This window comes from Pseudomonas synxantha BG33R, from assembly GCF_000263715.2.
Classification (GTDB): domain Bacteria; phylum Pseudomonadota; class Gammaproteobacteria; order Pseudomonadales; family Pseudomonadaceae; genus Aquipseudomonas; species Aquipseudomonas synxantha_A.
Genome location: NZ_CM001514.1, coordinates 4,354,138 through 4,365,374, shown reverse-complemented (window position 1 = coordinate 4,365,374; position 11,237 = coordinate 4,354,138). Strand labels below are relative to the sequence as shown.

The following is an 11,237-nucleotide window of genomic DNA, read 5'->3' as shown; positions in this document are numbered from 1 at the left end:
CTGGCACTTTTCTAATCACCCCCATCTTTCATGAAGGGTTCAGCATGCACGTACTGGTCTGTGAAGACGACGAACTGATCGCCAGCGGTATCGTGGCCGGCCTCGGTGCCCAGGGCTTTACGGTCGAGCGCGTGGCCACGGCCGCAGCCGCCAGGGCGATGCTCAAGGCCGCAGCGTTCGACATCATGGTGCTCGACCTCGGCCTGCCTGACGAAGATGGCCTCAAGCTGCTGCAACAACAGCGCAGCCAGGGCCTGGAAATTCCCGTGCTGATCCTCACCGCGCGGGACTCGGTGACCAACCGCGTCGACGGCCTGCAAGCGGGCGCCGATGACTACCTGCTCAAGCCCTTCGACCTGCGCGAACTCGCCGCCCGCCTGCAAACCCTGTTGCGCCGGGTGGCGGGGCGCAGTGTCAATCTCATCGAGCACGGCCGCCTGGCCTACGACCCCAGCAGCCGCGAGACCTTCCTGGATGGCCAGCCGGTGGACCTGTCCCGTCGCGAACAGGCGCTGTTGCAGGCGCTGCTGCACAACAAGGGCCGTGTGTTGTCCAGCGAGCAGCTCAAGGACAGCATCTACGGATTCAGCGATGAGCTGGAAAGCAACGCGCTCAACGTGCATATCCATCACCTGCGGCGCAAGTTGGGCAATGGCATCGTCGAGACCGTCAGGGGCTTGGGCTATCGCCTGGGGCCGGCTGATGCAGGAGAGAACACTCAGTGATGAGCTTGCGCCTGCGCCTGACGTTCAAGCTGGGCGCCGCTTTTGTGCTGATCTGGGTGCTGGCGGCCGCCTGGATGCTCAATGACTTGCGCAACCAGATGATGTTTTCCCTCGACCAGCGCCTGGTGGCCTCGGCGCGCATGGTAGCCGGGCTTACCGAGCAGATGCCGGGTCTGGCCAGCGTCAGCGGTGGTGCACATTTGCGCACCGAGCAATTGAATGTGCCGGGGGGCATGGCCTGCCAGGTCAGTTCCTTGCGCGGCGAGATCCTGGCACGCAGCCACACGACCCCGGATGAAGGTCTGGAGTCGCGCAGGAGTGGCTTTCGTGACCAGATGATCGATGGTGTGGGTTGGCGCAGTTTCACCCTGTCCCGGGGTGACCTGCTGATCACCACCGCAGACCGCCAGGTGGAGCGTGAGGCACTCAACCTGTCGATCCTGCTGGCGGCATCGGTACCGGTCGGCGTGGCATTGCTCGGTTGCCTGTGCCTGTTGTGGCTGGGCATCGGCCAGAGCCTGGTGCCGCTCAATCGTATGCGCGACGCCTTGATGCGCCGCAGCGCCGACTCTCTCGAACCCTTGCAGATTCACCCGTTGCCCAGCGAGCTCAAGCCGTTGCTCGACACCCAGAACCAACTGTTGCAGCGCATCGCCAAGACCATTGAGCGCGAGCGCCGCCTGACCGGTGACGCGGCCCATGAACTGCGCAGCCCGTTGACGGCAATCAAGACCCACCTGCAAGTGGCGCGCATGACCGAAGGCGCGGCGCGCGACCAGTCGCTGGCGCACGCCGAGGAGGGCGCCGACCGCTTGCATCGCACGCTGGAGCAGTTGTTGCTGTTGGCGCGGGTGGAGGGCAGCTTGTCGTTTGACGATGGCTTGCAGTCCAGTGCCGAAGAAGTCGCCAGGTTGGCGATCCAGGACGCCAATGCCGGTGACAATTCCCGTATCGATCTTATTCTTGCGCCGGACCTCTCCCACGTTCCGGTAGAAATGCCCGTAGGCCTCGCCGTCGCGGCCTTGCGTAACCTGCTGGACAACGCCTTGCGCCATACCCCCGCCGATACCCGCGTGGAACTGCACGTGTTTTCTACCCCGGATAACGTGGTGTTCCGCGTGCGTGACCATGGCAAGCAGATCTCCAGCGAAGACCTGCAATACCTTACCCAGCGCTTCTGGCGTAATGGCAACAGCGAAGGCTGCGGCCTGGGCCTGGCGATCGTGCAGGCGATTGTGCAGCGCTGCGCCTGCTCGCTTGCGTTCGACAGCCAGCCGGACGGCTTGCGGGTTGAGCTGGGTATGCCGCTGCGCCGCTGAACCTTGCTTTTCATGTGTCAAGTAATTACCGCCCGCCTGACATTCAACCCTTCAGGATGGCGGTAATTTTTTTGCGCTTGAACGGGCCGAATGATTCGGCCTGAAATGAAAAGGATGGCTCTTATGTTGGTTATCGACACCAGTTTCCCTGCCAGGGATTTCAACGACCGCCAAGGCGAATCCGTGCAGCAGGTTATCCTGCACTACACCGCGGCGCCTTTTGCTTCGTCCCTGCGTACCCTTACGCAACATGGCGTCAGCGCCCACTATCTGCTGCCCGACCCCGATGAATCCAGCTACCGCGCTGCTGGTTATGAAGAGTTGCGCGTGTTTCGCCTGGTGGATGAGGACAAACGCGCCTGGCACGCAGGGGTGAGCCATTGGGCGGGGAGGGACGACCTCAATAGCCGCTCGATTGGCGTTGAAATCGTCAACCTGGCGCGGGATGACGCGGGGGTATTTACCTTTCCCGAATACCCCGAAGCACAGATCGATGTACTGATTGCATTGGTTCGCGACGTGCTTGCACGTTATCCGCAGGTCGGCCCGACTGACCTGCTCGGGCATTCGGATGTGGCCTATTGGCGCAAGAGTGATCCGGGGCCGCGGCTGCCCTGGCGTGTTCTGCATGAGGCCGGTATTGGGGCCTGGTTTGATGAGCCCACACGGGCGATGTACCAGCGCCGCTTTTGTGTCGGCTTGCCGCCAGAGGTTGAGGTGGAGCGGGCGTTTCAGCGTTTTGGCTACAAGCCCGCGCAGAATCGCCGAGCCTTTGAACAGCGCACCCGGGCGTTCCAGATGCACTTTCGGGCCAGGGATTATTGCGGGTTCCTGGATGCAGAGAGCTGCGCGATCTTGTATGCACTGAACGACAAATATCGCGGGCTATGAAGTGTGGGAGGGGGCTTGCTCCCACATTTGCATCTTCATTCATCAGTTATCGATCACCGCCCCCTAAATCCTGTTCTAGCTGATGCGTTTCCAGAACAGGAAATCCGTGCGCATGCCCTTGGGCCAGCCGCCAACGGATCGGCAGTTTGGTCATCATCAGCGTATTGAGGGATCGAGAGATGTCAGTCGCTACCAGCCGTATCGAAGACGCCCTGGCGCCTGCGGAAACGCTCTACCAGTTTGACGAAACCCCGCTGCTGGCCCGCCAGCGCCAGCAGGAGTCCAACGCCCGCAGCTACCCGCGGCGTATCCCCCTGGCGCTCAAACGCGCCAAGGGCCTGTATGTGGAAGACGTCGAGGGGCGGCGTTTCATCGACTGCCTGGCCGGTGCCGGCACCCTGGCGCTGGGGCATAACCACCCGGTGGTGATCCAGGCGATCCAGCAAGTCTTGAGCGACGAGCTGCCACTGCACACCCTGGACCTGACCACACCGGTCAAGGATCAGTTCGTGCAGGACCTGTTCGGCTTGCTGCCATCGGAACTGGCGCGGGAAGCGAAAATCCAGTTCTGCGGCCCCACCGGCACTGATGCGGTGGAAGCCGCGTTGAAGCTGGTGCGCACCGCCACCGGGCGCAGCACTGTGCTGTCGTTCCAGGGCGCTTATCACGGCATGAGCCAGGGGGCGTTGAGTTTGATGGGCAGCCTGGGGCCGAAGAGGCCGCTGGGGGCGTTGCTGGGCAATGGTGTGCAGTTCCTGCCATTCCCGTATGACTACCGCTGCCCGTTCGGGCTGGGCGGCGCCCAGGGTGTGCGGGCCAACCTGCACTACCTGGAAAACCTGCTCAACGATCCCGAAGCCGGGGTGGTGCTGCCGGCGGCGGTGATTGTCGAAGTGATTCAGGGTGAAGGCGGCGTGATCCCTGCCGATCTCGATTGGTTGCGTGGCTTAAGGCGTATCACCGCGCAAGCGGGGGTGGCGCTGATCGTCGATGAAATCCAGAGCGGCTTTGGGCGTACCGGCAAGATGTTTGCCTTCGAACACGCCGGCATCATTCCGGATGTGGTGGTGATGTCCAAGGCCATTGGCGGCAGCCTGCCGCTGGCGGTGGTGGTGTATCGCGACTGGCTCGACACCTGGCTGCCGGGTGCCCATGCCGGGACGTTCCGCGGCAACCAGATGGCGATGGCGGCGGGCTCGGCGGTGATGCGCTACCTCAAGGATCACGACTTGGCCAGTCATGCGGCGGCCATGGGCGAGCGTCTGTGCGAGCATCTGCGCATCCTGCAGCGCGACTTCCCGCAGCTGGGGGATATCCGTGGCCGTGGGCTGATGCTGGGGGTGGAGCTGGTGGATCCGACGGGCCCGCTTGATAGCCTGGGGCACCCGCCGGTGCATCGCCTGCTGGCACCGCTGGTGCAGCGTGAGTGCCTCAAGCGCGGGCTGATCCTGGAGATGGGCGGGCGCCATGGCGGCGTGGTGCGCTTTCTGCCACCGCTGGTGATCACCGCGGCCGAAGTCGACCAGGTGGCCGAGATCTTCGGGCGCGCCTTGGCGGCGGCGGTTGCCGGCGTTTAATTTTTGCGGTGCCTGGTACGTTTCTACAGATATCAGCGCTGCGCGTGGTGCGCAGCCAGCCGTTGAGCGATGGAGAACAGCAATGACCTCAGTATTTGACCGCGACGACATCCTGTTTCAGGTAGTGGTCAACCACGAAGAGCAGTATTCGATCTGGCCTGACTACAAGGCTGTGCCTGAAGGCTGGCGTACTGTGGGCAAGAGTGGCATGAAGAAGGAGTGCCTGGCGTATATCGAGGAAGTGTGGACGGACATGCGTCCGTTGAGCTTGCGCCAGAAGATGGACGCTGTTGCACTGACTAACTGATTCACCATTGATCCAATGTGGGAGGGGCGGTGCGACGATTCGATTTGCCCCCGATGGCGGCCTCAGGGCCGACCAGGATGTTGGATCATACCGAGTACATATCCGTTGTTTGGGTAACGGCCACTGTTGGTTCCGCTCTTACAGCGGCTCACTTTTGAAAAGAGCGCAAAAGTAAGCAAAACGCTCTTGCCCCACCACTCGGCACCTCGCTAATGCTCGGTGTGCCCTCACTCCGGCTTGAATCCGTGGGCCGCCGCCACGCGCCATCCATGGCGCGGGGCGGCTAACCCGGCGTCCTGCCGGGTTACCCACGGATTCAAGCCTGCGTTCGGCCAGCGTGGTTTAACGGGGCGCCTCAGATCAAAAGCAGATCAAGAGCGGCTCGCTTCGCATTGTGGTTACCTGTGGGGCTACAGCGTTGTGTTGGGTTGCGGGTCCTTTTCCTGCACGCTGCCTGCCGTCACTACCTGCACACTCAAGCGCGGCGTTGCCAGGTCGAGCCCGGCTTCATCCAGGTGCCGCTTGAGCGAGAGGTTGAACGCTCGCGAGACTTCCCACTGCTTGATCGGCGCGGTCTTGAAGCGTGCGCGCAGGATCGCGCTGCCGGACTCGAAACTCTCCACGCCCTGGATCTCCAGTGGCGACCAGATATTGCGGCGTTGCAGCGGGTCGTTGCGCATGGCGTGGCCGACATCGCGCATCAGCTTGATCGCGTCGTCGATTTCCATGTTGTAGGGGATTGCCACCCGGAAGATCGCGTAGCCGAACTCTCGGGAGTAGTTCTTGATGCTCTTGATCTCGCTGAACGGGATGGTGTGCACGATGCCGTCGATATCGCGCAGGCGCACGGTGCGGATGGTCAGGCCCTCCACCGTACCCAGGTGGCCGCCGACGTCCACGTAGTCGTCGATGGCCAGGGAGTCTTCGATGATGATGAACAAGCCGGTGATCAAGTCCGCTACCAGCGACTGCGCACCAAAGCCGATGGCGATACCGATCACACCCGCACCGGCCAGCAATGGGGTGACGTTCATGCCCATGTTCGCCAGGGCCACGATGGCGGCGATGATGAAGATGGTCACGAACAGCACGTTGCGGATCAGCGGCATCATGGTTTGCGCACGCGCGTTGGCCAGGCCTTTGCGTGAGCGGGTCAGGGCGTGGTGGATGGCGGTGTCGCTGAGGATCCAGATCAGCCAGGCGAACAGCAAGGTGCCACCGAGGCCGAACAGCTTCACGGCTATTTCATGGCCGTCACCCTCGGTAAAGCGAATCATCGACAGGCCCCACACCCGTAGCCCCAACTCGATGAACGCCAGCCACACCACCAGGTGCACCAGGGTGTAGACAAACCCTTTGAGGCGTTCGGAGTACAGCGCATGGCGTTTGTGCCCGCGCTGCGGCTTGAGGGCGTGGCGGCGCACCAGGCCGTTGATCACCATGCACAACACCAGCAGCACCGTGCACAGCAGCGACTGGCGCAGCGCAGTGCTGGTGTCGCCGGCCGACAGGAAGGTCGCGAACAGTGAAATACCTACCAGCAGCAAGGCCGGGATGTACCAGAAGGTACCGATGATCGACAGGGTGTCGGTGAGGGCGCGGCGGGTCAGGCGGCGCGACAGCGGCTGGTTGCGGATCAGGTGTGCAATCGGTCGGCGGAAACGCAGGATAAATACGCCGGTGGACAGCGCCGCCATTACATTGGCCACGGTTGCGGCGGTGTGGGCCAGGTGCTGGCCGAGCGCCTCGACCAGGCGCGGATCGCTCAAGGCTTCACCGAAGGCGGCGAAGCTGCCGATCCACCACAGCGGGCGGAACGCCTGATGACGCAGGATATACAGGGCGCGGTGGCGGTGCGGGCCGTCGAGTACGGAGAAGGCAATTACGCAGATTGCCGAAAAACAGGTGCCGACCACCAAGGCATAAGCCAGCACCATCGCCAGGGATTTGCCCAGGGAGGAAGGCAGGGCGTAGCTCAGGTAAACCGTGATCACCAGGGCGATCAACCAGGGGCCCAGCTTGCGCAGGGCAAAGCGCAGCATGTCCCAGGTGCGCGGGTGTTGCGGCAACTCTTCGGGCAGGCCGAAACGCTCGCGTACCCGGTGGCTGAGCCAGATCAGCGCGGCGGCCAGCAGGCTCCACACTGCCAGGATCACGGCAAAACCAAAGATGATCGGCAGCCATTCGTTGGCCGGCAGCATCAGCGCGCCCAGTTCATCCTTGGCCAGGTCGACTTCATTGGACCAGCGCCCCAATGGGCTGTCGGCGCCGGAAAACTGCTGTTCAAAGCCCGACAGCGTGCTGCCGATCAACCCGAGCACACCTTGCTCTGTCGCGGGTTGGGCCTTTTGCGTGGCGGCGCGCAGCTTTTTCAGGTCGCTCAGCAGCTGGGTGCGCTGTTGGTCGTTTTCGAGGGTCTTGATCACCTCGTCCAGCGACTGCCCCAGGGGCACTTCAGCCTGGGGTTGGGTCTTGCTGGAACCACCCAGCATTCCGGGCAAGCCTACGGCTTGGGCGGATGACAGCGGCAGCAGCGTGAGCAGGGCGATCAGCAGGTAGCAGGGCAGGGCAAACAGACGGGAAAGCACGAGGCGGTCAACCTTCAAAGCAACGAATTGACCGAGTGTACGAGGCCGCTATCCCCAATGCGAGCGCATTTGTCATTGCGCCAGTTTGGCGAGGATCTTGTAGACCACGGTGCCCAGGATCAGCAGCATACCAATCCACATGCCGAACACGCCGAGGGGCTTATCGCGAAAGTTGAAGCCGACCGCGAGCATGATCATGCCGATCACGATGGGGATAAGCATGGCGTGGAACGAGGACATTGAAATCATGGGAGCAATAGCCTTGTCGCAGTGGAAGTTTTGACAAGTCTAGGCGCGATTGCAGGAAGTGCAGGTGATACAAGTCAGTTTGGCAGTACATCTAACCAAATGTGGGAGGGAGCAAGCCCCCTCCCACATTTCGATCACATTTTGCCGGTCAAATCAGGGCAGGTCGCGGCTCGCATAAAACGCCCCCAGCACCTTCACCAGATGCGCCAGGTCATGGCTGCCGCACAGCTCTCGAATGGAGTGCATGGCAAACGTCGGCAAGCCGATATCCACGGTGCGTACACCCAGGTGGCTGGCGGTGATCGGGCCGATGGTCGAGCCGCAGCCCATGTCACTGCGCACCACAAAGCTTTGTACCGGCACTTCTTCGGCCATGCACAGGTGGCGGAAGAACCCGGCAGTTTCGCTGTTGGTGGCGTAGCGCTGGTTGCTGTTGACCTTGATCACCGGGCCGGCATTGAGTTTCGGGCCGTGGTTGGCGTCATGCTTCTCGGCGTAGTTGGGGTGCACGCCGTGGGCGTTGTCCGCCGATACCAGCAGTGATTTCTGAATGGTGCGTACGAACTCATCACCTTCAGGCAACAGGCGCCGCAAGGTCTGCTCCAGCATCGGGCCATCGGCGCCGCAGGCTGAGCAGGAGCCGACTTCTTCGTGATCGTTGCATACCAGCACGCAGGTTTCGTCGGTCTCGCTGGTCAGCAAGGCTTGCAGGCCGGCGTAGCACGACAGCAGGTTGTCCAGGCGCGCACCGGCGATGAAATCGCCATTGAGGCCGATGACCGCCGCGCTTTGGGTGTCGTAGAAGCTCAGCTCGTAGTCGAGCACCACGTCAGCGTTCAGCCCATGCTCGCGGGCCAACTGCTCGGTGAGCACGGCGCGAAAGTCCACGCGTTCGTCACCGGCAAATTGCGCAAGGATCGGCGGCAGCTCGGTCTGGGCATTGATCGCCCAACCCTGGTTGGCCTCACGGTTCAGGTGAATGGCCAGGTTGGGAATGATGGCGATCGGCAGCTTGAAGTCGATCAGTTGGCTTTCGACCTTGCCGTCGCGGCGGAAGGTGACGCGGCCAGCCAGGGACAGGTCGCGGTCGAACCACGGCGCCAGCAGCGCACCGCCGTAGACTTCCACGCCCAACTGCCAGAAGCCCTGGCGTTGCAGCTCAGGCTGGGGCTTGACCCGCAGGCACGGGCTGTCGGTGTGGGCGCCGACCAGGCGGATGCCGCCCTGCAACGGCGAGTGGCGACCGAGCTTGAAGGCGATGATCGAGGAGTCGTTGCGGGTCACGTAATAGCGACCATTGGCCTCGGTGGCCCAGGTGTCGCGCTCGTCGAGACGCTGGTAACCGGCCGCTTCCAGGCGCTGGGCGAGGGCCGCAGTGGCATGAAAAGGAGTAGGGGAGGCCTTGAGGAAGTCGATCAGGCCTTGATTCAACGCTTCGCGCATAAATAGCTCCAGACAGCAATGCGCGGAGTTTACCGTTCGATGGCCAGAAGTGCACAGAACAAATGTGGGAGGGGGCTTGCTCCCGATTGCGGTGTGTCAGTGAGCAAATACAGTGACTGACACTCCGCCATCGGGGGCAAGCCCCCTCCCACATTTACCCGTGTTCGCAGCTTAAAAGGGGGCAGGGCACTCGAAGCGCAAGCGCTCGCCGCTTTGTGGATGGGTGAAACTGAGCATGCTTGCGTGCAGGCACAGCCGCGGCCAGGCAGCCAACGCTTGTTCATGGGCATACAAGCCATCACCCAGTAACGGATGCCCGATGGACAGCATATGCACACGCAACTGATGCGAGCGCCCGGTGATCGGCGTCAGTTCCACGCGGCACCAGTCGCCACAACGCTCCAGCACTTTCCAGAAGGTCAGGGCGTGCTTGCCGAACTCGTGGTCGACCACATGGCGGGGCTTGGTCGGCGGGTCGTAGCGCAACGGCAGGTCGATGCTGCCGCTGTCCAGTTCCGGTTGGCCCCAGGCCAGGGCGGTGTAGGCTTTTTCGGTTTCACGGTCGTGAAACTGGCGGGACAGCTCGCGATGGGTGTCGGCGTCCCGGGCCAGCAGGATGATCCCCGAGGTTTCCCAGTCCAGGCGATGGACGATACGGGCTTCGGGGTAGCCGTTTTCCTGCAGGCGGGTGATCAGGCAGTCCTTGTTGTCGTCGGCGCGGCCAGGCACCGAGAGCAGCAGGGTTGGCTTGTTCACCACCAGGACAGCGTCGTCCTGATGCAGGATATGTATATTGGACAGCGGCATTAAACAGCCTCGTAACAAACGCCAACGGCGGCTCGCCCACCTGGTTCCCGAAGGATCAAGGTGATCGAGCCGCCGTGGCGACCGCCCTTTCGATCAACGATCGGGCAGGGTGATATTGAGTTCCAGAATCGAGCAGCTGCCGTCATTTTCCAGAGCGACATGCACGTCATCGTTGCCGATATTGACGTACTTGCGGATCACCTCGACCAGTTCCTTCTGCAAGGCTGGCAGATAATCCGGCGTGCTGCGTTGGCCGCGTTCGTGCGCCACGATGATCTGTAGACGCTCTTTCGCTACCGACGCGGTACTTGGCTTTTTGTTGGCGCGAAAGAAGTCGAGAAATTTCATTGTTTAGTTGCCTCCAAAGATACGCTCGAAGAATCCCTTCTTCTTGACATCGAGGAAGCGGTGTTCCACGGTCTTGCCCAGCAAGCGATCGACGGCATCGCTGTACGCCTGGCCGGCGTCGCTCTGGTCGTCAAGAATCACCGGCACGCCCTGGTTGGATGCCTTCAGCACGGCCTGGGATTCCGGAATCACGCCCAGCAGGGTCACGGCGAGGATTTCCTTCACGTCTTCAACGCCGAGCATCTCGCCATTGTTGACGCGTTCCGGGTTGTAGCGGGTGAGCAACAGGTGCTCCTTGATCGGGTCCTGGCCTTCTTCGGCGCGCTTGGACTTGCTGGCCAAGAGGCCCAGCATACGGTCCGAGTCACGTACCGAGGAAACTTCCGGGTTGGTCACCACGATGGCTTCATCGGCGAAGTACATCGCCAGGTGAGCACCGGTTTCGATACCGGCCGGGGAATCGCACACCACGTATTCGAAGGTTTCCTTGAGCTCGGCGAGAACCTTGCCCACGCCTTCCTTGGTCAGCGCGTCTTTGTCGCGGGTCTGGCTGGCGGCCAGTACATACAGGTTCTCAAGGCGCTTGTCCTTGATCAGGGCCTGTTGCAGGTTGGCTTCGCCGTTCACCACGTTGACGAAGTCGTACACCACGCGGCGTTCGCAGCCCATGATCAGGTCGAGGTTACGCAAACCGACGTCGAAGTCGACGATGACTGTCTTGTGGCCGCGCAGTGCGAGGCCGGTACCGATAGCGGCGCTGGTGGTGGTCTTACCCACACCACCCTTGCCGGATGTAACCACGAGAATCTTGGCCAAGGTGTTTCACCCCTAAGGAAAAAGGACTTTCGGTCCCTGAAAAACATCTCTTGAAACTCGCTGCAGGCGGACAGCCTTTGTAGGAAAAAGATGGTGTTTCCGTAGGGAGACACCAACTTCCAAATATTCCTACACAAGTCTTGCCGGTTTCGCTTTGCTATCAGAGT

11 protein-coding genes are annotated in these 11,237 nt (G+C 61.8%); 5 read left to right on the top strand and 6 right to left on the bottom strand.

Going from position 1 to position 11,237, the window contains the following annotated elements:
- The first annotated feature begins 44 nt into the window (after positions 1–44).
- The 5 genes from PSEBG33_RS08475 to PSEBG33_RS08495 all read left to right on the top strand — a co-directional run bounded on the left by PSEBG33_RS08475 (position 45) and on the right by PSEBG33_RS08495 (position 4,819).
- Positions 45–725, top strand: a complete 681-nt coding sequence (locus PSEBG33_RS08475; RefSeq protein WP_005789979.1) for a response regulator — start codon at positions 45–47, stop codon at positions 723–725.
- Positions 725–2,044, top strand: coding sequence for an ATP-binding protein (locus PSEBG33_RS08480; RefSeq protein WP_005789977.1), 1,320 nt, complete (start codon positions 725–727; stop codon positions 2,042–2,044). Before PSEBG33_RS08475 ends, PSEBG33_RS08480 begins: the two co-directional genes overlap by 1 nt.
- A gap of 123 nt (positions 2,045–2,167) precedes the next feature.
- On the top strand, positions 2,168–2,935 hold the full coding sequence (locus tag PSEBG33_RS08485) for an N-acetylmuramoyl-L-alanine amidase (RefSeq protein WP_005789975.1): 768 nt from the start codon (positions 2,168–2,170) through the stop codon (positions 2,933–2,935).
- 179 nt (positions 2,936–3,114) lie between these two features.
- Positions 3,115–4,512 (top strand): aspartate aminotransferase family protein, encoded by a 1,398-nt coding sequence (locus tag PSEBG33_RS08490; protein WP_005789974.1) that lies wholly within the window; start codon positions 3,115–3,117, stop codon positions 4,510–4,512.
- Positions 4,513–4,594: 82 nt separating this feature from the next.
- Positions 4,595–4,819, top strand: a complete 225-nt coding sequence (locus PSEBG33_RS08495) for an MbtH family protein (RefSeq protein WP_005789972.1) — start codon at positions 4,595–4,597, stop codon at positions 4,817–4,819.
- Between the two features lie 410 nt (positions 4,820–5,229).
- Here the strand turns inward: PSEBG33_RS08495 and PSEBG33_RS08500 are convergent, their stop codons facing one another.
- From PSEBG33_RS08500 to minD, 6 genes are all read right to left on the bottom strand, one after another.
- The gene (locus PSEBG33_RS08500; protein ID WP_005789970.1) at positions 5,230–7,407 is read right to left on the bottom strand and encodes a mechanosensitive ion channel family protein; all 2,178 of its coding nucleotides are present in this window, start codon (positions 7,405–7,407) and stop codon (positions 5,230–5,232) included.
- 72 nt (positions 7,408–7,479) lie between these two features.
- Positions 7,480–7,656, bottom strand: coding sequence for a hypothetical protein (locus tag PSEBG33_RS29610; RefSeq protein ID WP_005789968.1), 177 nt, complete (start codon positions 7,654–7,656; stop codon positions 7,480–7,482).
- Between the two features lie 153 nt (positions 7,657–7,809).
- Positions 7,810–9,099: a M18 family aminopeptidase gene (locus PSEBG33_RS08505; protein WP_005789967.1), complete on the bottom strand. Its 1,290-nt coding sequence runs from the start codon at positions 9,097–9,099 to the stop codon at positions 7,810–7,812.
- 171 nt (positions 9,100–9,270) lie between these two features.
- On the bottom strand, positions 9,271–9,906 hold the full coding sequence (locus PSEBG33_RS08510) for an RluA family pseudouridine synthase (RefSeq protein ID WP_005789965.1): 636 nt from the start codon (positions 9,904–9,906) through the stop codon (positions 9,271–9,273).
- A 93-nt stretch (positions 9,907–9,999) separates the two neighbouring features.
- On the bottom strand, positions 10,000–10,254 hold the full coding sequence (gene minE / locus PSEBG33_RS08515; RefSeq protein WP_003175252.1) for a cell division topological specificity factor MinE: 255 nt from the start codon (positions 10,252–10,254) through the stop codon (positions 10,000–10,002).
- Positions 10,255–10,257: 3 nt separating this feature from the next.
- The gene (gene minD, locus PSEBG33_RS08520; protein WP_003192835.1) at positions 10,258–11,070 is read right to left on the bottom strand and encodes a septum site-determining protein MinD; all 813 of its coding nucleotides are present in this window, start codon (positions 11,068–11,070) and stop codon (positions 10,258–10,260) included.
- Positions 11,071–11,237 lie beyond the last annotated feature (167 nt).

Excerpts from the sequence above, each read along its gene's own strand:
- PSEBG33_RS08475 (WP_005789979.1), top strand. The coding sequence starts at position 45 with ATGCACGTACTGGTCTGTGAAGACGACGAACTGATCGCCAGCGGTATC.
- PSEBG33_RS08480 (WP_005789977.1), top strand. The coding sequence starts at position 725 with ATGAGCTTGCGCCTGCGCCTGACGTTCAAGCTGGGCGCCGCTTTTGTG.
- PSEBG33_RS08485 (WP_005789975.1), top strand. The coding sequence starts at position 2,168 with ATGTTGGTTATCGACACCAGTTTCCCTGCCAGGGATTTCAACGACCGC.
- PSEBG33_RS08490 (WP_005789974.1), top strand. The coding sequence starts at position 3,115 with ATGTCAGTCGCTACCAGCCGTATCGAAGACGCCCTGGCGCCTGCGGAA.
- PSEBG33_RS08495 (WP_005789972.1), top strand. The coding sequence starts at position 4,595 with ATGACCTCAGTATTTGACCGCGACGACATCCTGTTTCAGGTAGTGGTC.
- PSEBG33_RS29610 (WP_005789968.1), bottom strand. The coding sequence starts at position 7,656 with ATGATTTCAATGTCCTCGTTCCACGCCATGCTTATCCCCATCGTGATC.
- PSEBG33_RS08505 (WP_005789967.1), bottom strand. The coding sequence starts at position 9,099 with ATGCGCGAAGCGTTGAATCAAGGCCTGATCGACTTCCTCAAGGCCTCC.
- PSEBG33_RS08510 (WP_005789965.1), bottom strand. The coding sequence starts at position 9,906 with ATGCCGCTGTCCAATATACATATCCTGCATCAGGACGACGCTGTCCTG.
- minE (WP_003175252.1), bottom strand. The coding sequence starts at position 10,254 with ATGAAATTTCTCGACTTCTTTCGCGCCAACAAAAAGCCAAGTACCGCG.